Source organism: Chryseobacterium camelliae (genome assembly GCF_002770595.1).
GTDB classification, from domain to species: domain Bacteria; phylum Bacteroidota; class Bacteroidia; order Flavobacteriales; family Weeksellaceae; genus Chryseobacterium; species Chryseobacterium camelliae.
The window spans coordinates 2,393,941-2,416,293 of sequence record NZ_CP022986.1 but is presented as its reverse complement, the minus strand read 5'-3'; the positions used below and the strand labels follow the sequence as shown (position 1 = coordinate 2,416,293).

Annotated in this window: 16 protein-coding genes; 8 read left to right on the top strand and 8 right to left on the bottom strand. The window is 41.6% G+C overall.

What is annotated here, in order from left to right; translation table 11 throughout:
- Positions 1 to 128: 128 nt before the first annotated feature.
- The 7 genes from CGB83_RS11105 to CGB83_RS11075 form a co-directional block, all read right to left on the bottom strand.
- Entirely contained in the window at positions 129 to 1,097 is a 969-nt protein-coding gene (locus CGB83_RS11105; RefSeq protein WP_157761407.1) for a hypothetical protein, read from the bottom strand.
- A complete protein-coding gene (locus tag CGB83_RS11100) occupies positions 1,081 to 5,304 on the bottom strand; it encodes a glycoside hydrolase family protein (RefSeq protein WP_100075832.1) in 4,224 nt (1,407 codons plus the stop codon). Before CGB83_RS11100 ends, CGB83_RS11105 begins: the two co-directional genes overlap by 17 nt.
- Before the next feature lie 4 nt (positions 5,305 to 5,308).
- Positions 5,309 to 6,112, bottom strand: a complete 804-nt coding sequence (locus CGB83_RS11095; RefSeq protein WP_100075831.1) for a hypothetical protein — start codon at positions 6,110 to 6,112, stop codon at positions 5,309 to 5,311.
- A 251-nt stretch (positions 6,113 to 6,363) separates the two neighbouring features.
- Positions 6,364 to 7,539 (bottom strand): hypothetical protein, encoded by a 1,176-nt coding sequence (locus CGB83_RS11090; protein ID WP_100075830.1) that lies wholly within the window; start codon positions 7,537 to 7,539, stop codon positions 6,364 to 6,366.
- 12 nt (positions 7,540 to 7,551) lie between these two features.
- A complete protein-coding gene (locus CGB83_RS11085; RefSeq protein ID WP_100075829.1) occupies positions 7,552 to 7,998 on the bottom strand; it encodes a hypothetical protein in 447 nt (148 codons plus the stop codon).
- A 3-nt stretch (positions 7,999 to 8,001) separates the two neighbouring features.
- A complete protein-coding gene (locus CGB83_RS11080; protein ID WP_100075828.1) occupies positions 8,002 to 8,931 on the bottom strand; it encodes a DUF3289 family protein in 930 nt (309 codons plus the stop codon).
- Positions 8,932 to 8,982: 51 nt separating this feature from the next.
- Positions 8,983 to 10,908, bottom strand: coding sequence for a type VI secretion system Vgr family protein (locus CGB83_RS11075; protein WP_100075827.1), 1,926 nt, complete (start codon positions 10,906 to 10,908; stop codon positions 8,983 to 8,985).
- A 429-nt stretch (positions 10,909 to 11,337) separates the two neighbouring features.
- Between CGB83_RS11075 and CGB83_RS11070 the strand changes: the two genes are divergently transcribed.
- From CGB83_RS11070 to CGB83_RS11035, 8 genes are all read left to right on the top strand, one after another.
- Positions 11,338 to 11,847, top strand: coding sequence for an RNA polymerase sigma factor (locus CGB83_RS11070; RefSeq protein ID WP_100075826.1), 510 nt, complete (start codon positions 11,338 to 11,340; stop codon positions 11,845 to 11,847).
- A complete protein-coding gene (locus tag CGB83_RS11065) occupies positions 11,822 to 12,493 on the top strand; it encodes a hypothetical protein (protein WP_100075825.1) in 672 nt (223 codons plus the stop codon). Before CGB83_RS11070 ends, CGB83_RS11065 begins: the two co-directional genes overlap by 26 nt.
- Positions 12,494 to 12,557: 64 nt before the next feature.
- Positions 12,558 to 13,829 (top strand): DUF4252 domain-containing protein, encoded by a 1,272-nt coding sequence (locus CGB83_RS11060; protein ID WP_100075824.1) that lies wholly within the window; start codon positions 12,558 to 12,560, stop codon positions 13,827 to 13,829.
- A 10-nt stretch (positions 13,830 to 13,839) separates the two neighbouring features.
- Positions 13,840 to 14,340 (top strand): DUF4252 domain-containing protein, encoded by a 501-nt coding sequence (locus CGB83_RS11055; RefSeq protein ID WP_100075823.1) that lies wholly within the window; start codon positions 13,840 to 13,842, stop codon positions 14,338 to 14,340.
- Between the two features lie 29 nt (positions 14,341 to 14,369).
- Positions 14,370 to 15,080 carry a hypothetical protein gene (locus tag CGB83_RS11050; RefSeq protein ID WP_100075822.1) on the top strand — a complete coding sequence of 237 codons (711 nt, stop codon included), beginning with the start codon at positions 14,370 to 14,372 and terminating at the stop codon, positions 15,078 to 15,080.
- Positions 15,081 to 15,236: 156 nt separating this feature from the next.
- Positions 15,237 to 16,697: an IMP dehydrogenase gene (gene guaB, locus CGB83_RS11045; RefSeq protein WP_100075821.1), complete on the top strand. Its 1,461-nt coding sequence runs from the start codon at positions 15,237 to 15,239 to the stop codon at positions 16,695 to 16,697.
- Positions 16,698 to 17,049: 352 nt separating this feature from the next.
- On the top strand, positions 17,050 to 18,930 hold the full coding sequence (locus CGB83_RS11040; protein WP_100075820.1) for a zinc-dependent metalloprotease: 1,881 nt from the start codon (positions 17,050 to 17,052) through the stop codon (positions 18,928 to 18,930).
- 251 nt (positions 18,931 to 19,181) lie between these two features.
- Positions 19,182 to 21,056 carry a zinc-dependent metalloprotease gene (locus CGB83_RS11035; RefSeq protein WP_100075819.1) on the top strand — a complete coding sequence of 625 codons (1,875 nt, stop codon included), beginning with the start codon at positions 19,182 to 19,184 and terminating at the stop codon, positions 21,054 to 21,056.
- Positions 21,057 to 21,151: 95 nt separating this feature from the next.
- On the opposite strand, the gene CGB83_RS11030 is transcribed toward CGB83_RS11035, so the two are convergent.
- Positions 21,152 to 22,222, bottom strand: a complete 1,071-nt coding sequence (locus CGB83_RS11030; RefSeq protein WP_100075818.1) for a DUF4407 domain-containing protein — start codon at positions 22,220 to 22,222, stop codon at positions 21,152 to 21,154.
- Positions 22,223 to 22,353 lie beyond the last annotated feature (131 nt).

Below are 22,353 nucleotides of genomic sequence, written 5' to 3'. Positions count from 1 at the left end.
TGAAGTCTTATTGTGCTTTTCTTACATATGGGCACCAACTGCGGTAGCCCGGATTTTCACCCATATATTTTTAGAAAGAAAAAGACGGTATACATATTTCAACGGTTGCTCAGCCCGGGTGGGGCATGTCAATGATACTCAATAATCCGGCCCCGTTTATCAATAATATAGCTTTTCTCCGTGTTTTTACCTGAAAAATCCTTATTGGTCGTTTCCACCGTTAGTACAGATTCTTTGCTGATGCTGAAGCGGGTAATTTCCGGGTTGTCCAAATTTTCAGGTTCATACAGTTCTCCTTCCACGTAAACATTTGAGACCACCTGATGGTTAACAACAGACAGCAGGTAATAGCGGTAAGGGGCATCGCCGCAATCCATAGGAACCAGGATGAGTTCTGCTTTTTTTGTTTTTTCGAGAGGAATATAGCGCATTTCAGGTTCTCCGCAGGAAAATTCTGAAAGCCCGGAAGTCCCTTTTACAGGGAGCAGACGGTATTGTGCATTTTTGTAATCGATCTTTTTCTGATAGGGCAGTGGTAATTCGGAAAAGGTAATCCGGTCCGGATCTCCGGCAGTCTTTTCTGAGCTGTGGTCAGATATAAAGGCATGGTAGCCGTCTTTGTAAAAGAACAAATACCCGTCTGCAATAAATACCTCATTGAACGGAAACTGACAGCCCTTTTTTGCAATATCCCCGTCCGCATTCAGGATGACCAGAAGGTTGTCCGTTCCTGCAATGGAAAAGTCTTTTTTCAGCTGCGCTCTGATCTGTTTACCTGTTGCCGCACTTTTAAAATATCCGGCATAGGTGTTTTTTTCCTGTACGATTTCTCCGGAACAGACTTCGGTATCACCATTAAAAACCTTCATGGAATCCTTGCTTATATATAACGTGTATTCCTGATAATCCCGGCTTTTTTTATTCGGTGCATATTTCCATCTTGCGTAATGCTCAAGGTTATTATTATGCTTCCGGATGCTGTCGCTTTTTTCAGTTCCGGAAATCCTGTTAACTGCTTCCGGCTCTTTTTTCCTGCAGTTCAGGCCTGCAAAAGAAACCGCTGTTACAATCAAAAATAACTTAATGTGTCGAATCATAATTTCCGTTGATAAACATTTCATAGTTCTGCTTTCTCCTGGTTTTATTTTCTATATCCAGAAATTCTTTAGCCGCCTCTTCATATTTTTCATCCAGCAGGTTTTTATACAGCTTAGGCGCTTTATTAGCACTTAGGAAATAAGCGCCGCAATTGAATAACAGGTCAACCAGTGCATCGAATTCCCGCTGATACAGTTTAACCGTCACATCTCTCTGAACAGCCTTTTCAAATTCCACCAGGTCTTCTTTGAATAATCTGGTGGCTTCCTCCTCTGTGATCCCGTTTTTAAACTCTGCAGGGATGGTAATGTCTTCACACTTCTTCTTTTTGATCAGGTGGCCATACCCGATCGTGCAATAATCATGCTTGTCATTATAAGGATTTTTCATCAGCTTTTCCCAGTCTTTGATAAAGGCAACCAGCTGGTCACTGGCTTTAAGCGTTTTAGGATCCACACGTTCCGTATTCCCTTCAGAATTCTTATTCGGAGCAGGAGTGGCAAACTGGCCGCTGCAGCTGCAGGTATCTTTAAAGCCCAGTTCATCTGCAAGCTGTACGATACTTTTGCCGTTAAGCTCCTCATTGCTTTTTACGAAATAATTTTTGGTCAGGTAGGCCTGGGAAAACTCCCTGACATCAAAATGCACCCATGTGGTGGCAAAAGATTCCAGGTAAAAAATATCTTTGCCGGCATTCCAGTCCTGCTTGGCCCCGGTATATTTCATAAAGATCTCTTTCCGTATTTTATTCATATCCGCATTGCTCCTGGTTCTCTCTCCCGAGCTCAGCAGGTTGTAATGAATGTCTATGGCTTTTCCGCAGTGATTGGTCGTCCTGTCCCTGATGTAGATCGGGTGGTCATGGCACCGGTAACCGGATTCGATCCATTTTGTTTTGAATCCCAGCCCTTTATCTTTTTCTACATAGAACAGGGAGGCCCTGTATGCACAGATCAGACTTCTGTGGATTCCCGGGTATTCATATTTCCTGTGTTTTTCCTGGATGGTTGTTTTCTGGTACTCATCACTGCTTCTTTCTTTTCCGAATCCTGAGCAGGAACCGCATTTGCATTTGATCTCCTCAAAATTTATCGGGTATTTCTGCTGGAATTCATCAATGGCTTTTAAAACATTGCCGCAGACTTTTCCGGTTTCCGGCACTTTCATATAGTCCCGCTGGAACTGCTTGACCATTTTCTCTGTTCGGTCCGTAAATTCATCCGTCGGCACATTACCGCCGAATCCGGCCAGGCGGATATTGATTTCCCGGATCAGCTCACTTTTAGGACTTCCTTTTTTAATACAGAACTTCCCTTCGCAGTTTAAAATGTTGCTCAGCCGTTCCCTGCCTACTTTCACCGCTCCTTTGTTCTCCACCATATCAGGAAGCTTGGCGGTAGCATAGAGGATCGCAAGGTCCGTTTTCTCCATATAAGCGGCTATTTCCTTAGCTTCTTTTCCTTCGCCTTCTGTCGTTTTGACAACGGCAGCGATCTTGAAATAGTTTTTAGGCTTCCCGAGTTTCGACGGGTCTACTTTTACAATCAGTTCTCCTTTCTTATTGATGGTACCTTCCGCTTTATGGAAGAAATTCTCCTTTGAAAACTTTTCCTTCACATCCTTCCAGTCTTTCCACGTTTTGGCACTCCATGCAAATCCGAAATACGGATCAGACTGTGTCATAAAATGGACTTCCACCTTTTTATCCACCATATTAATGGCATAGACTTTAAAGTATAAAGGCTTGTCAATAGGGGAGTTGTATAGTTTTTCCGTGTCTCCGGCATCACAGAAATAGCCGTCAACAATCTTTGGAATACCGGAAACGGTTAAATATTCCCCTAAAGGCTTATCTCCATTGAGGATTTGCAGGCCCGGATCTTTCGGAACCAGCATGAAATGCAGTTTGCCGTCTTTTGTAATTCCTTTGGCTTCAATCTTAAGCCTGATACTGTTATCCAGCGTTAAAGGCCAGAACGTACCGTTGCTGCCTTCCGGCAGCTTTCCATCGGCAGAATGCACCAGGTTGACCCCGTTGCTGTCATTATCATAAATCTGCAGGGTCATATCTTCACCCTGCAGCCCCTCGAATTTTACGAAAGCACTGATTTCCTGCCCGTACCCCGCTTCTTTGATCATGTTCCCGCTGCTGCCGTCATTATCAATCCATTTGGAGGTTTCCACTAAAATCTTCGGTTGGGTTACTTTAAGTTTCAGCGGTGTGGCAGAAGCCCGTCCGCCCATCAGGCAATCAATGGTGTATTCACCAGGCAGCCTGAAGGTATAATTGAATTTTTGCCCGCTTCCCGTTCCGGAAGCCGGACCTGTAATTTTCCATACGATAGGTCCGTCTTTGGCGGGATCGTAACCATTAAGCAGCGTTTTACCGATCTCAAAAGGAATTTCCGATCCGGTCCTTGCTTTTTTGCCTGCTTTGATTTCAGTGACCACATTCTGTTTCACTTCAAAACGCCAGTCATCATCTTCTTTTTTGCTCCCTGCATTGGCTGTAATGCTGTAGGCTTCCACAACATATTTTCCCGGAGCCATCAGTCTGGATCCGGGTATTGTTATATTTTTCCCGGTTCCCAGGAGTACGCCGTTCAGGTTCCATTTAACTTCAGCAGATTCATCAGCGGTAAGTCCATAAGGGGAATGGTCCTCCCCGAATTTATATTTCATTTTTGAAACACTGAAAGACATGTCTGTTCCCGGCCTGACGATCTCGGCACCGTGGCTGATTCCCAGTACGGCATTGCTTTCTGTCTCTCCGGATATCTTTTTCTCGATGACTTCACCCTGTTCATTGGTGTACCTTGCGAGGACGGTATATTTTGCTTTGCTGTTCTGAGGCGTAAAGGTCAAGCTTTCCCCGTTGGTTTGCACTCCTTCTGTAATTGTATTTTCTGTTGCGTCCAGTACGGATAAACTGAGCCTGGATTTCTCTTCTTCCGTAAGATCCGGGATGAAGAACTTGGCTTTGAAAACCGATGGGACGCCTTTCCTGAACTTCCTGTTTTTGGAAGCGTCGATACGTGTCGTGAAATCTGCGGAGGTACATTCCAGTTCAAGAAGGGTGTTCTCAACAACCTCAACGTCGATGGAACATGTCGGATCACATTTGTCATATTTTCCCTGTTCAAATTCCGGAGTTTTGGGTTTTCCATATCCTTCAATCCTGAATTTCCCTAGCCCTTCAAAGCTTTGCGAAAATTCAGTGCCGATATGTTCTTTAAGCAGTATCCTGTTTTCCTTTTTACCCTGATGGTCGCTGTATACCATCCATGAAGTGAATTGCCGGTTGCCGCTTTTCAGATTGGCTTTAAAGGAGGCTTCTTCATCTTTGCGGAGGTGTATCGCGCCGGATTTGCTTTTTGAATCTATTGGCTTGAAATCGGTCCTGTTTTCTATAGCGGTTAACGTGATGGATGTTACGGAAGGGTAGTCTTCTTTTCTCTTCGGCTGGTCTACAGCAGGGTTCACCATGGCAAGTTCTGCCGGATTGGTATTGTCTGCATGGGCATTGCTTACCGAATCGGTCTGGCCGTGGTTGAAAATGGTGATTTTACCTCCCGTCATACACGGTAATTCAGATATCTCGGTCAGCGTATTCTTTCCCATTACCTGCGTGCTTTCATAGGTTTTATTCCATTTTGGGGCAGGAGCTACAGTACAGGGAAGGTATCCGCCGGCTGAAGGTTTCAGGGTGCATTTTCCAAAAGTGGCAGCGGCAGGGATAAATGTTTTATCCTCATCGGTGGCGGCCAGTTTCCCTTGTTCATCATTAAGCACAATGATCGAATGGGTCGTTACCTGGAGGTTGGCGGTCTGTTTAGGGTTTTCAGCTTTATCACAGACACATTTTGCATTGTGCACAACAAAATATTTTCCGTCATGCTCACTTTTGGCAGCCTGTTCGCTCTTCTTTTTTTCCTCCTCTTTTTTCTTTTCCTCTTCCTGTTTCTGCTGCGCCGATTTTTGTTCCTGTGCCGGATCCGGAGGAGGTGTTTCACCGTTGAGCTGGTACACTTCATCAGGAGCGGGGGTCATTAAAGAAAACCCTGTATACGGAGTGTTGCCCACCTTAGTTCCGGAATGGGCATTATGATAATCCTTAAGCTTTGTCCAGTCTTTGATACCCAGCTTCTTGGCAATGTCCTGCAGCGTCTCTCCGCTCTGGACAGTATATGGGATTGGTGCTGACATATTCTTATTTTGTTTCGATGATGATGGTGTGTTGATAATAAAATTTTTCCCCGGCTTCTATACAGACCCTGTTTTCTGCTTTTCTGATTCTGCCTGTTTCCCCGGTGTACTGGATATTGTTCTGGAAATCTGCATACAGCGGGAGTGTTTCTTCATCAAAGCTGACGTTATACTCATGTCTGTGGATATATCGGATGATATCATCCATAATGTCCTGGGCATTGTTGATTTTCGGTTCAAAAGACAATATATTATGGTCTTTTCTGTATCTGATCTCGCCTTTCCATTCAGTGGTTCCTACAGGGATGACTTGCCATAAAGTTCCATAGGTGGTTTCAGGGTTGAATTTCTGCAGGCTGTATTCCAGCACCCTCATACAATGAAGCTGACTGATGAACTGAATCAGCTTTTCATCTGTCTGAATGGCCGCAAAAAATCGGGTCTGGATGTGGTCTATCCCTTCCCCGCTGTACAGGTCGTGAATATCCATATCTGTCTTTTGGATCCGTTTTCTGATTTCATCCGTATTCTGAATGACTAACCTGTATTTTTCTATGATACAGACCAACGGGAACAGGGCTTCCATATATTGGTTGGCTACGCTGAGGAATTTGGTGTCTATGTCCTGATTATTGACCTTTATATTGGTCCTGTCGATAACGATTTCCTCAGGATTTTTCTCTCCCTGCTTTACATAAAGGGTGTATGAGAGATTTCCATCATGCTGCTCTGCGCCGATTTTTACCGTGCACTGATCCTTAACCAGGTAAGTAGACGTAGGGAATATGTCAGAAGCTGATGAGGTCATATCTGTTTAGCTTATATATTACTGAAAGTGATCAGGTGTTCTTTTTTAAAATTTTTCTGGAGATAAAAAAAATGACAACAGAAAACAAAAAACTGAAAAATACAGATTTTAAAATATTGCTTGTCGGCATGTACCGATGCCCGTCAACAGTTACCGGTGGTGAAACATAACTGACAATCTGGTAGATTAAAACAGCCAGCAATACCATTGAAATAATGCTTATCAATAAAGATATTAAGTTTATTTTCATATTATTTAGCTTTTACAAATCCGTAGTAATTGGTTCTGAACACATCATAACTGACATTATATGTTTTAAGGGCCGGATTTCTTCCCCAGGTATACACGTTAAATTTTACAAAGCCTGCTTCCCCATGCTGTATCGATTCCAGCACAATCCAATGCTCAGCGGTTGAAAACATAGAGTCAGAAGCTTTACTGTAAAGTAAATTGATGCTGACCAGCAGAAATACTTCATAACCTTCATTTTTTGCTGTTATGAGCTCTGCCACATCCTCCAGTGTGGCTCCCCACATCCATCCTGTTTTATTAAAATAAAGATTGGTATTGTTAACAACATCGGTATAGCCCAGCAGGGATTTGGCCAACTTTTCCAGACGGGACGGAAGGGTAATAGCGGAAAAATCCTCCTTGGTATCTCCTTCATAATCAAAAACGGTATTTTCCTGATCTGTAATGCATATGTTTGGAATCCAGTCACAATAGGCCATATTAACGGGGAAATTGGTCTTTGTTTTTGGATTGGTATCTGCAATGTCTTTTAAATCTCCATCACTACTGATGTCAATTTTATAGTCATTAAATTGGGCATAACCTTTTCCATGAAGATCCGATATGAATTTAGCATAATTTTCACTGTCCTTTTTAGCAAAGGAGTACATGATGGCGCTGGGACCACAGGTATTCGTACTGTCCTGATTGATAAGCCAGGGTTCTGTTTTCCTTTTATTTAATTCATTCAATAAAACAACACGGTCAAAATACCTGAACCTGTAATGCTTGAAAAGAGTCAGTTTTCCTTCATGTTCTGCATCATTGATATAGGCGATGATATTTAAATCATTACCGCAGCCATTGTGATCGTTAAATGTAATGCTGATTTCATCTCCTGTAAACTCATCTTTCAGCACATTCTTATAAAATACCCCTGTTTCTTTATCCGTATAGCTTACTGCCCATTTGATCAGGTTTACATCCTTGGGCTCTTCGTTGGTATAAGATTCTACCTTAAAAGTATAGGTCTTCCCGAAAACAAGCCCGCTTTTTTCCTTTATGGTCCTTTTTCCATCATTGGCTGCTCCGTCATCCAGATCGGAGATAAGCTTGATGCTTTTCACCTGCGTAGGCTCTATTCCGTTTCTCTGAATAGGTGTTTTCCTGTCGAATATGACGCCCGGTCCTCCCATTGTTCTTTATTTTTACTGATCGAATTCAAACCGCTCTTCCTTACCGGAAAGCATGTCATAAATAACATTTCCTTTTTCGGTAATGTAAAAAATATCCATTGTACCCTGGTTATATCTGATATAAGCGATAAGGTCATTATTGTGGCCGTCCAGTCCTGTTTTCCCGCCTGTATACTTCCGGTTGACCACATCCGTTTCTTTGTAAATATAAACGGAATACAGCTGATAGCTTTTCAGATCTACAGACGCTGTTTTTTCATTGATTTTCTGTTTGAGCTTTTCATAATCCGATGGGGTATATGAAAAATGACCTTCTGCATAAAAATAGTCAATCCTATTTTTATGCTCTCCGGCTTTAAACTCGTATGTGACGGGATTTAAAGCTGCTAACCTGAAGTCTTCCGACTTGTTCTGAATACATGCCACGAATAATGTAAATAAAATGATTAGATTTTTCATAAGTTAGTCGTTGTCAGAATTACCGCCAATAACGACGTTTCTTTCCATTTCGGTGATAAATGGTTTTGCTGATCTGTAATGCTGCAAAATATACCACGCTTTAAAGAAATCCCCGGTATGGTATTGAGGAATCCTGTCTTCTCCGTGTTTTACGATATCATCCCAGTCCAGACCGAAATGGTCATAAAAGGTATATTTTAGCTTTCCGTTCCAGACCTTAGTGCATCTGTTATAGGAATAATCAATGATTTCTGCTTTGGCGCTCCATACTTGGTGTACGGTAATCCCAAGTCCTGAAACCTTATCCCAGAAAGAAGAAAAATTCAACAGGCTCATCGAAATCATACTCATTTTAGCCGGGTCGTAATTATTTTTCTTCAGCTCTTTCTTCAGTTCCGCCAGAAATTTATTATGGTAGGTAACAAATGCAGCGTTATTGGCTATTTCCTTATTAAGGACTTCACTTTTATAAGTCCCTCCGGTACCCTTCTTAAAGCGGTCAGCCATTTCCAGTGCAACGGTTTCCATGCTTCCGATAGATAATGATCTCATCAGCTGATCCAGATAGGCTTCTAATGTGGCATCATTCTTCTTAAAAACGGGGTCATTTTTAATGGATGCGGATGAGGCCGGGCTGTCTGCAAAGTACATATCCTCTGCTTTTGTCCCGTCAAAATTGAATCCTGGATCCCTTTTGGCCTTGCCAATCAGCTTCTTGCTTACTTTAACTACGCCTTCACTACAGCCTTCCTCTCCCTTTCCGTCTTTTCCGAACCCCTGCAGTATCGCCCTTTTCTGGCTGGAAAGCTCCAGGTTCTGTTTTGTGGCTTCAATAATTACCGATCCCGATTCTTCATGGGAGACTTTGCTCAAAGAAGTGTAATTATTGGCAACCTGTATATTGATATTACTTGCTTTTTTCAGAATGGCCATATGGGTAATTTTTAATGACTACTGCTTAACCTTTTTATAATGTTCATCCTGTTAATGAGAATTTCCCTGTTCCCCGCTTTGGGATTTTACAGTTTTTTCACTTTGCAGGATCATATTCTCTTTTGTGCTTACCACCGTTACTTTTTCAGCGTAGGAATCACTCTTCTTAGCCTGGATGTTCCGCTCGTTTTCTGAAATTTCGCTTCTCATGTCGGAGGATTCGTGGATATTTCCTGTCGCAGTCTGCATAAGGTCTCTTCCTGCTGTATCGATCATATTCACGCCCGCATTCGATACGATATTGACGTTGGCAGTGGCAAACATGCTGTTTCCTGCAATAGATGTGATGTCTTTCCCGGCTGTCATCATGATGTTGTTTCCTGCGGTAAAAGTCATGTTGTTAGGGGCATTGACGGAAATATTTCCTTTGCCGTCCATAAAATAGGTGTTGCCACTGGGATCCTCAATATAGATGCTGCCTTGCTCGTCATTAAAAATAATTTTATTCCCGCTGCGGGTCTGGATAGATTTGATATGGTTATTGACTCCTCCGCCCAGCGCTACCTGCCCATGGAACATTCCTCCCATAGCAAAAGGGAAATCCGGATGGTGATATTCAAAACCTACCATGACCTGATCGCCCACTTCAGGAACGGCCACAAAACCCCTGTTCTGGGTAACCGCATCGGTTCCGCCGGCATCAGGGCTCATCATCCGTATAAAATGGGTGGTATCATTCAGCTGCCAGTCAAACTGCACCTGAATTCTTCCCTGGTTAAGAGGGTCTGTATTGGATATTACCGTCGCAATCTGAGGCTCTGCACTGGGATATTCAAACTCAGGCGCCGGGATATATCCGGTGCCTTCTGCAATTGCCTTAAATGATCCGGTGTAATATCCCCGGGTATTGACTTCATGCTCCACTTCCGTGATCATCACCTTGGTAAAATAAGAGGTCTGATTGGTGTTCGGTTTCCTCATCGCAATATCTGCAATACAGCCGGGGTAAAGGAAAGGTACTGTTGTATTTGCCGAAACCGTAAACACCTCTACTGCCGCGCTTCCTGCGGCACTTTTCTGTGCATCGTCAATATTTAAAGACATATTTGCATTGACAGGCGATGGCGTCAGGGATCTGGCGGTATAAATATTGTCGTTCAGGTCGTATGCTTTAGCAGCCAGTTGCCCCAGATGCTTGATGCTGGCTGTGGTACTCACTGATTTTTCATGCTTACTGCTGTTGTACCCGAAAAATTCCGGTTTGGTATGCACAGCATTCAGCTCTACGGAAATATCGCTCACATTGCTGCCGTAAATAAGCTTTATAGGCTGCTCGCCCGGAGGCAGCTGCCCGAAGTGAAGGATCTCGCCATCATAGTAAAACTGTTCTCCGTAGGTTTCAGCCAGCCTAGCAAGATAGTTATAGTGTGTTTCCTTATATTGCGCACTGTAATTGATGTAGCTTTTATTCTTTGTATCGATTTTATAATCGTATTTGCCGGATCCGAGAGTTTCCTTTATAATATGGTCGGCAATAGTAGATGTATTAACGGGCTGTTTACCACCGAAACTCTGGGTATGGCGGGCTGCATCCATAAGTATAGTTGGACTGTTCCCCTTCAGGATAATGCTTCCCAGGCTTGCTTTTTCCTGGCTGAAGGCAACCTGGGTGATACAGCCGACAAAAGTTCTTTCCGGGCCGTCACGTTCAACGTCCTTATATTTAAAAACTACGGTTAAACGCTTCCCTAAGAACTGCTGTGCATTTTCAAGATTATGGTCCTGGCCGCTGCCCAGGGTATCGTGATCTAAGGTCAGTTCGAAATGGTGATGCCTTCTGATGCTTTGCTGCAGCCGGAAATGCCTGAAGTTTCTGATAACTTTCCCCTCAATGATGATCTCAAGATTAACAATGCGCTGAATGCCTGCAAAGTGGTTTTCTGCGATCCTGTCTGCATTGGTTTTGCTTTTTTTCATTGGTTTCTGGTTTTATTTTAACTTTCTTTAAGCACGGAGCTAAAAAGAACCACACTTTTGATATTTTTAAATCTGAATATTGTTTCGTCCCTGAATTCAGTTTCCGGTTTATGCTTGATCAACCATAGCCCAGAAAATTTTCTGCAGAAACAAAACTGTTCATAAGCCGGATTAAACATTTTATTTAATTTTGACGATCTCTCTCTTCATCCTGATCTGCAGTTCAGAAAAAATATGAAATTAAAAATAATTCAATTCAATGAGATGCAATAAAAATTGTCCCGGAATTTTAAAAATTGTAGTAGAAGTACGACTATGATCCTCATAAAACAAAGGCATCACAGAGCCGGAGAGAGATTTTAAAAAAAAGTGATCATTCGGTGTAATATATAACGGATTCCAATTGTCTTACCTATAGAAGCAAAACTCATGACCCAGGAAATTTTCAAGACTACGGTATTTATTCTCAAAAACGACATGTATCGTTTTGCGAAAAGATTCGTCATGAGCAGCGATGAGGCAGAAGATGTGGTACAGGACCTCATGATTAAATTCTGGCAGAAAAAGGATGAGCTGGGACAGTTCGGGAACCTGAAATCCTACGCTCTTAAAGCTGTCCGCAACGAATGCCTGAACCGGCTGAAACACCATGAAGTAAGGCAGGGCTTTGCAGACCTCCAACTGCACCGGTCAGAACTGTACAGTATGGATGTGAATAACCTGAAGGAACAGATCATAGGGTATATCAACCAGCTTCCGGAAAAGCAGAAAATGGTGATCCACCTGAAGGATGTAGAGGAATACGAGGTTTCTGAGATTTCTGAAATCCTCGATATGGAAGAAAATGCCGTAAGAGTAAATCTCATGCGGGCAAGACAAAAAGTAAAAGAACAAATCTCACAACTGATGAGCTATGAGCAAAGACCAATTTCAAGATAAATACAATGAAATCTTCCAAAGTATCAGGGAAGAAAAAATGGACTGGGATTTCAATGATTTCCTGGAAAAAGCGGAAGGAATGCCTAAGGATGACAAGAAAGCTACTCCGATAATTCCAATCGGGACCAAAATGAAACCTTCGTTTCCGAAATGGTTCTGGATGGCAGCGGCAGTAGTTTTGCTGGCGGGAACCGGGTTTGTGATTAACTATCTTCAGCAGGCGGATATTGAGGACCGGGCAAAACTGGTGGAACACCAGATCAGACAGCAGAAAAATGCATTCATCGAAGAAAACAATGAACATCAGGAACAGGTAGCGGTAAATGCTGTCAGCGATTCCGTTTCAGGATCTAAAAAAGATTCTGTATTTCAGGAAAACACTATTGCGGAGAATGATGTAATGGATGAGATCCTTTCCAAAAGGGGCAGGCTTAAAAAAGAAAAGAAGCCGAAATTTGTACATAATGCCACTTATACTCCGGCAAAAGATTCTACAGGCTATAAAGACAATTACGTCATTGTTAACGGCAAGCGCATTGAAAATGTGGAAGAAGCCATTAACGTAACCAAATATTCATTCCAGGTATTTGCTAACCACGTCAGTGAAAAACTGGTGCAGCCGAAGGTCGTGGATGATAATTACTAAACTTAAATAAATTAAGATGATGCAACCTGATCAGGGCATACTTACTCATAAATAAAATTGACTCATGAAAAAATTACTGATAATATTCGCATTAGCCTTTTCACACTTTTTCAACGTGTATGGGCAGGAAGATAAATTTGACAAACTTTTTGATAAATATCAGGAAGTGGAAGGGGTAACCACGATTAAAATCGCGAAACCTATGTTTGGCATGCTGAGCAGCCTCAATATTGATGATTCACAGCTGGACCAGATTAAACCGCTGCTCTCCAAAATCAACGGACTGAAAATCCTGATCACGGAAGGTGCCGGAGACGGAAAAGGGAAAAATAACCTGGCAAATTTATCTCAACTGAACAAGGATATAGCTTCATACCTGACTAACCTGAAGTATGATGAAATCATGGCGGTGAAAAGTTCCGGAAGCAAAATTAAATTCCTTTCTTCAGAAGCTAAAAATGGTATTATGGATGATCTTCTTTTAAGCATTGACAGCGGAGGAGGAGAAAACATCCTGATCAAGCTGGATGGAAAACTATCTATGGATGATATCAATAAGATCATCAATTCCAGTGAAACCAATACCGGTACGAAAACCAGTACAAAAACCAGCTCTTCTTCCGGTGATACAACTTCTTACCTTAATGGTGAGGTCAGGAATGTACAGCAGTTCAGCGGGATTCAGGTGAGCACGGGAGTGAATGTAGTGTTTAAGCAGGACGAACAGACCAGCGTAAAGGTAATCGCAGATGCAGATAAGCTTCAGTATATCATTACGAAGGTTGAGGGCAGTATCCTTAAAGTTTATATCGATAATAAAGGCGTGAAGAACCTGAAGTTTAAGAATATCAGCGTTAATGTATCCTCTCCAAGGCTGAATGACATTAAAGCCTCCTCAGGAGCCAGCTTTGCCACTCTGAATACGATTGAAGAAAATACTCTTTCTCTTGACAGCTCTTCAGGATCTCTGATCAAAGGAAACTTCAATATTTCAGGTACAGCCCGGGTGGAAACGTCTTCCGGTTCAGATATAAAGGCTGACATTAAAGCAGGAACCATCACGGTAAAAGGTTCCAGTGGCTCCAGTACTTCTTTAAGTGGAGAGGCGCGTTCAGGAAGCCTTGATATCAGCAGCGGTGCAGTATGTAAAGCTGAAGGGCTCAGAATAGAAGATGTGGAAGCGGAATCTACCTCGGGAGCCAGCCTCGGTGTCTTTGCCACCCGTAGCCTTAAGGTAAAAGCATCTTCGGGAGGGTCAATACGATATAAAGGAAATCCTGAGATCAGGTCTGATATCAGCAAAATGTCCGGCGGAAGTTTAAAATCAATCGACTAATACCCAGCTTATGAATATTTTTAAAAATACAGTTCTTGCCATACTTGCTCTCTGGATGCTCCAGTCCTGCATGATTTCGGAAAAACCCAATATGGCATTCTTTAATGATTCCGGTTACGATTTCAAAGAAGCTAAGTTTGTTAGCATCAATGTTCCGATGTTCCTGGCCAAGCCCTACATTAAAAAAGCATTGAAGGAAGACGGTGATGACGAAGAGCTGTGGCGGATGGTGAAGAAAATATCAAAAATAAGAGTAATGACTGTGGAAAACGGAGACCGGAGAATGCTGAAGGATTTCGCAGGTTACCTGAACAACAATCATTATGAAGATTGGGCAACGATCAAACATGACGGCGATAATGTCAACATCAGGGTAAAGCAGAAAGGCGATGCTATAAAGAATATGCTGATTACCGTCAATTCAGATAAAGATCTTGTATTTGTTGATGTTAGAGGGAATTTTACAGCCAATGATATTTCAAGAATGATCAATTCGGCTTCTGACAAATAATCTTACATTTAACCAAAATTACATGGGTTATGGAAAGATTACTTACAGAAGTACGCATGCTGAAAATATACTCTGCGGTACTTACGATATTGTGCACCATATTCATTTTTCTGGCTTTCAGGGATAAATCCGGACAGCATTTTAAAGAAATTAATGTTGAAAGAATCAATATTGTGGAAAAGGACGGAACGCTGAAAATGGTCATCAGCAATAAGGAAAGACAGCATCCCGGAATGGTTAACCATAAGATGATGAAGCCGAGGGAAAGAGAAGCAGGAATGATTTTCTTCAATTCCAAAGGGGACGAATGCGGCGGACTGGTGTATGATGGTGATGCAAAAGGATCCGGAATGGTGTATTCTGTAGACCAGAGGAATACGGATCAGATCATGCAACTGCAGTATTCCGAAGCGGCAGGGAAGGAAAAGGGAAGGGTTTACGGACTGAAACTCTGGGACCGGCCGGATGATTTCACTTTGGAAAGGCTTATAAAAGTTGATGACTCATTAAAGAAGCTTAATGATCCGGTACTGTATAAAAAGGCGTTTGCTCAATTGAATGAAGACGGAAAATTGGGGCGTGAGCGTTTTTTTGCCGGTAAAACCTCTGATGGGGAAGTGGGACTTTTTCTCCGGGACAGTAATGGAAAAGTACGTCTCAGGATTTATGTTGATAAAAATAATGCTACCCATATAGAGTCACTGGACGCGAAAGGAAACATTGTAAAAAGCGATTTGTAACTCGTAAGCCCTATTTTAAGCATATAATTATTTTGTTGAAACCATTCTTTACGGATGGTTTTTTGATTTAAATGATTGATTATTAAGTTTTATTTAAACTATCAAATTGCATTTTCGTATGTCGGCAAAATACCTTAATTTTGCAAGAAAGTAAAGATGTCTATTCATAACAAAATTGTAGAGACAGCCATCACTTTCGATGACGTTCTTCTAGTCCCTGCTTATTCAGAAGTTTTACCTAATCAGGTTTCATTAAAATCAAGACTTACCGACAAAATCACCCTCAATGTTCCGATTGTTTCCGCTGCCATGGACACCGTAACGGAAGCTGAGCTGGCCATTGCTCTGGCAAGAGTGGGAGGATTGGGTTTCATCCATAAAAATATGACCATCGCTGAACAGGCAGCACAGGTAAACCGGGTAAAGCGTTCCGAAAACGGAATGATCTCAGATCCTGTTACGCTTTCCAAAGATCATACTCTGGGAGAAGCCAGAGAACTGATGGCAAAATATAAAATTTCCGGATTACCGGTAGTGGATCCAGACAATATCCTGATCGGTATTATTACCAACAGGGATGTAAAATACCAGGAAAACCTTGACATGAAGGTAGAAGACATCATGACTAAGGATAACCTGATCACTTCCGATAAAAATACCAACCTGGAGAAAGCAAAGGAAATCCTTCTTAAGAACAGAGTGGAAAAACTTCCGATTGTGGATGCTTCCAATAAATTAGTGGGATTGATTACCATTAAAGATATCGACAATCAGCTTGAATACCCGAATGCCAATAAAGACCAGAACGGACGCCTTATTGTAGGAGCCGGTGTTGGAGTAGGTGAAGATACCCTTGAAAGAATCGAAGCTTTGGTGAAAGCCGGAGTGGACATCATCGGGATTGATTCTGCACACGGGCATTCAAAAGGTGTACTGGATAAAATTTCTGAAATCAGGAAAGCATATCCTGACCTGGATATCGTAGGAGGAAATATTGTGACGGCTGAAGCTGCTGAAGACCTGATTAAGGCCGGAGCCAATGTCCTTAAAGTAGGGGTTGGACCTGGATCTATCTGTACGACAAGGGTGGTCGCCGGAGTTGGTGTGCCTCAGCTGTCTGCCATTTATAATGTATACGAATACGCACGGTCTAAAAATGTAACGGTAATTGCCGATGGTGGAATCAAACTTTCAGGAGATATCGTAAAAGCAATTGCAAGCGGTGCAGGAGCAGTAATGCTGGGCTCTCTTTTAGCCGGTACAGATGAAGCACCGGGTGAAGAAATCATTTTCCAGGGCAGGAAATTCAAAACCTACCAGGGTATGGGAAGCCTTTCAGCCATGAAAAGAGGCGGAAAAGAAAGGTATTTCCAGAGTGAAGCCAAGAAATTCGTTCCGGAAGGCATTGAAGGTCGTGTACCGAGCAAAGGAAAACTGGAAGACGTTATTTTCCAGCTGACAGGCGGACTCAGAGCCGGAATGGGGTATTGCGGAGCCAAAGATGTTGAAGCATTGCAGAAAGATACCAAAATGGTGATGATTACAGGAAGCGGACTGAAAGAGTCGCATCCGCATGATGTAATCATTACTCAGGAAGCCCCGAATTATTCCTTGTAATATGTAAAGCAAATAATATATCAAGCTGTATGGTACAACCATACAGCTTTTTTACTTTCTGACTATTGCCAAAATATTTGATGCTTTAAATTTTTCACTTCTGGATTTAAGAAGTTATACATATTAAGTTGTTTTTTCAATTGATTTTATCACGGTCAATATTTGTATTGTTTTTCAAAAAAAATATTTTTTTGTAACCATTATTGAACTTTTGCTGTCTTTAGTTATAGAAATAGATATAAAGTTTTAACATCTGAATTATTTTTTAAGATCTGCCGGTTAAAAATGCAGACCTAATCAGTATTTCAAGAATGATAAGCTGAATACATCAATTTTATAATAATATCTAATAATGAAAAGAACAATTATTTATGGAGCATTTTTATTCTCCTTGACATTAACGGCTCAGCAGCAGCAAAGACTGTGTGGTTTCGATCAGACGATTAAAGAACAGGACAGGAATAATCCAGGATTAAGACAAGCCTTTGATAAGATTATCCGGAATATTCAGAGTCATCAGAAGACAGGTACTGCTCCGGCTTTCGGCAAATCAGTCAATGGCGTATATGAAATTCCTGTGGTTGTCCATGTAATTCATCCTAACGGAGCAGCAATTGGGAGTACATATAACAAGTCAGATGCGCAGATCCAGGCATGGCTTGATCGTACCAATCAGATGTATGCCGGAACTTATGCATGGCCTGCTAATGCTGTGCCGGCAGATTTTGGGACCTCCGCGGTTCTTCCTGTGAAGCTGGTGTTGGCCAAGAGAGATCCGAACTGTAATGCGACTACAGGTATTGTAAGGTATAACGGAGGTTCTCTAACAGGATATGATGGTTCCGGAATGGCTTACCAGACGGCTAATGGGGCTTCTATGAATGCGATCAAAAGTCTTGCTCCTCACTGGCCTGAAACATCTTACTTCAATATTTATGTCATCAGTATGTTTGATGGGTTTGCAAGCCCAAACTCAGGTTTGATGGGTTTTGCGGCATTTCCGAATACTGCAGATCCTTATTATGAATCATTTATGAAATCAGGCGTTGTTACCAACGACCATGATACTACTTTTGCACACGAATTCGGACATGCAATGGGGTTGTACCATACTTTTCAGGGAGGGAATTATGAGGCACAGCCCGGAGATCCTGATTATTGCCCGCCAACTACCGGAACATGTGAAGACGATGATGACGGGATATGCGATACGGAAAGAGCGGGAAGCGGCTATACGCTTTGGCCGGTTCCTACCAACTCCCAGATTAATACTTGTACCGGTACAAACTATCAGGGAGTACAATACAATACGATGAACTATACTAATTCTGTTGCTCAGAAATTTACACAAGGGCAGGGACAAAGGATTAAAGATTTTTTCATGCTGATCAGAAGCAGCCTTACGACATCTAAAGGAGCTACGGCTCTTCCTGCAACGTCAATTAATACATTACCTGTTGCTGCATGTATTCCTACAGGTATTGCCAATTCAAGTGCTGCCGGAGCCTTCCTGGTAGGTCCCACTTCTGTAAAATTGGGCCAGATCAATAATGAATCAGCCGCCTCATGGGCCGGTGCACCTGAGTATTATATAGATTATACCACAAAAGCTTGTCTTACAAACTCCCATACTACATTAACTGTAAACCAGCCACAAACAGTTGAAGTAGGATTTATCAATGCAATAGATGTAGATCCCTCCATTAGAGTCTGGATTGATTATAACAATAATGGCAGTTTTGAATCATCTGAACTGGTAGCATCCGGTACTGATGTAGCTGCATCAGCCAGTGGTTACGGTAATTTTACAGCTACATTTACCCCGCCTGCCACTGCAGTTATGAATACCCCGCTTAGAATGCGTGTGTTATCTGATATTCTGAGCCCGAGTTCTTTTGCTGCATGCGGGCAGTTGGGGTATGGTCAGATAGAAGATTATTCGGTAACCTTAGTTTCTAATCTTGCAACTAACGAAGTAAAAGCAGATACAGACAATTGGGTGGTCTATCCTAATCCAAGCACAGCCGGTGAGAAACTGTACCTTAAGACCAAAAATGCTAAAAATCTTATGGTTACCGTATCAGATATGTCAGGAAGGTTGATCGAAAAGCCATCGTTGTCTGAAGAAGGAACCGGAACACTGAGAATTAACCACCATCTTGAGAAAGGAGTATATATGCTTCAGGTTTCAGACGGTAAAGAAAGCAAGAGTTCCAGATTGATTATTAAATAAAATTTGATATTTATTTAAAACCGCCTCATTCCAAGAGGCGGTTTATCGTTAAGTAATTATGTATCTTGAAACAGTTTATGCATCTCCGCTTTAAATTATATGTTGAAGTGTTTTTATTCATTTTAAATGAAAGATCTTGTTGATAATAGCTATTAAAATAGAGTGCATTATTGCTATAATATAATAAAAACATAAAAATTACTGTTTTTTATAATAAATATGTAAATTTGGGAACTTTAAAATTTTGATTAATGAAAAGAACAATTATTTATGGAGCACTTTTATTCTCTCTGTCATTAACGGCTCAGCAGCATAAGATATGTGGTTTTGACCAGACTATTGAGGAACAGGACAGGCAAAATCCTGGAATGAGAGAAGCATTTGAGAAAATTGTTAAAAATATTAAAGCAGAAAAGGCCAGCAATCCTTCTGCAGCTTCTGCCAAACTCGTTAATGGAGTATATGAAATTCCTGTTGTTGTTCACGTAGTCTATCCAAATGGTGCTGCTATTGGAAGTACATATAATAAGTCTGATGCCCAGATTCAAGCCTGGCTTGACCGTGCTAATCAAATGTATGCTGGAACTTATGCATGGCCAGCTAACGGTGTACCAGCAGATTTTGGAACTTCTGCAGTCTTCCCTATAAAACTTGTCCTTGCTAAAAGGGATCCAAATTGTAATGCTACAACAGGAATTATAAGATATAATGGTAATTCATTAAGTGGTTATAATACTTATGGAATGGCATACCAGACAAACAACGGGGCAAGTAGGACTGCTATTAAAGGATTGGCTCCACACTGGCCCGAAGCATCATATTTCAATATATATGTAATTAGTACTTTTGATGGAAGTCCTTCTCCAAACTCTGGACTGATGGGATTTGCTGCTTTCCCCAATAATTTAGATGCAAATTATGAGTCATTTATGAAATCCGGGGTAGTAACTAATGCTCATGATACCACTTTTGCCCATGAATTCGGTCATGCGATGGGATTATACCATACTTTTGATGGAGGTAATTATGCGGCCGTTCCTGGTGATTTGGATTATTGTCCGCCAACGACCGGAGTTTGTGAGGATGATGATGATGGTATCTGCGACACAGAATACTCGGGCAGTGGGTATACGCTTTGGCCGGTACCTACAAATTCTGAAATTAATCCTTGTAGTTGGCTTAATTATCAAGGAGTACAGTACAATATGATGAATTATTCTAATTCTGTTGCACAAAAATTTACAGCAGGACAAGGAGAAAGTATAGATAACTATTTTATGATCTTCAGAGGAAGCTTAACAACTTCAAAGGGAGCAACTGCTTTACCAAGTACAGCAGCCCCTTCAATTCTGCCTGTTGCATCAACCTGTAATCCTACAGGAATGTCTGCGGCTGGAAATTTCCTTGCTGGCCCCACTTTGGTTAAGTTAGGACAGATCAATAATGAATCACAGGGATATTCGCAGATTCATCCAAAGTATTATGTGGATTATACTTTAAATGGATGCTTAGCTAATGCGCATACTTCTTTAACGGTAAATCAACAACAGACCATTACTGTGGAGTTTTTAAAGGTAACCTCTGCAAATCAGTCTATCAGAGTATGGATCGACTACAATAACAATGGAACATTTGAAACTTCAGAATTAGTTGCATCTGGAAATAATGTGGCAGCAGGCGCAGGAGGTTTTGGAACCTTCACTGCGAACTTTACTCCCCCCTCAACGGCTGTAATGAATACTCCTCTCCGTATGAGGGTTTTGGCTGATATGAATAACCCAAATTCCTATTCTCCTTGTGGGCAACTGGGATCCGGACAAATAGAAGATTATTCAGTAACCTTAGTCTCTAACCTTGCAACTAACGATGTGAAAGCAGATACAGACAATTGGGTGATCTATCCTAATCCAAGCACAGCCGGAGAGAAACTGTACATTAAGACTAAAAATGCTAAAAATCTTATGGTTACCGTATCTGATATGTCAGGAAGGTTAATTGAAAAACCATCTTTGTCTAAAGAAGGAACCGGAACGCTGAGAATTAACCACCATCTTGAAAAAGGAGTATATATGCTTCAGATTTCAGACGGCAAAGAAAGCAAGAGTTCCAAACTGATCATTAAATAAATTAAGCACGCTTAATTATATAACAAAGGCCTCCTGAAAGGGAGGCTTTTGCTGTTTGTAAACTTTTTTAAATTGATCTTCCGGTTAAAGAAAGATCATTTACTCAGTTGATCCTTAAAATCATCAATCCGGTAATCCGTAAGCGCATTGCCTTTTTCAATTTTCTCCTTAGCGTAGAGGCGGAAATCGTTCTCGGTTTTTTCCAGCAGGTAATCATAGGGTCCTATATGGGAAATCAGCTTAACCAGAACGGGAGATATTTCCAGGCAGATGAAAAGCCCCATAATAAAAGTGGCGGCGAGTCCTATGATGGCAGAGTTCTTTCCCAGTTCATCCAAAGCCTGCAGCCTTGCGGCAAATCCGTTGAACTTATCTTCAAAAGTTTCTGTAGATTTTCTTTCTGTTTCCAGGTTAGTATACACTTTTGAGATTTCCTTATCCAGGTAGGCCATTCGGGGGGCTGCCTGTTTCTGGTAATTTTCAAGGTCCTGACGTCGCTGTTCTTTCAGCTCCTGTTTCCTTTTGGCATTGGGTCCGAAACCTTCTTTACCGCTGGTCAATCCGGACTGCTTTCCTAAAATTTCCTTTTCAAGTTCCACAGAAGCAGAATCGTATGATTTCTGGTATTGGGCAATCTTATCCGAAATCTGCTTTTTCTCGGTCTCGAAAGGTCCGCTCTGCTGAAGGATCCTTCCGTTCATTTCTCCCTGAAGCTGTTTCTTGTTTCTCTGAATAATGGTATTTAATTGTTTATTAACCTCTTTTTCAAAAATTTTAAGCTCCAAAGGTTTGGAAATGATAATTCCTAAAAAAGTAGCCAGTATTAACCTCGGTATAGCCATGAGGATCTGGTTCCACCAGGTTCCTGTTTTTTTGATGGAAGAAACGATATAGCGGTCCAGGTTAAAGATCATCAGTCCCCATAAGATACCGAACCCAATAGCCGCCCAGATATGGTCGAAGACAGTATACATGGCATAGCCTGCAGAGAGGGTTGCGAATACTGCGGTAAACAGGACAATGCCGCCGATACCGGCAAATTTATTCCATTCACTGGGGGTTTTCCGCAGGATATGGATGTTTCCTCCTGAGCAGATCATCAGGAACTTCTGAAACCAGTTAATAGAATGACTGGGTTGATTTATAGTTTGTTGGCTGTTTTTCATAACTGAAATTTACAGCAAAGGTAATACAAAAAATAATACCAATGCAAAAGATAGTATTATGTTTTACCAAGTATGGGATAGCTCTCATCAATCATAGCAGAAACAGGCTGATGACAGCATTAAAAACCCCG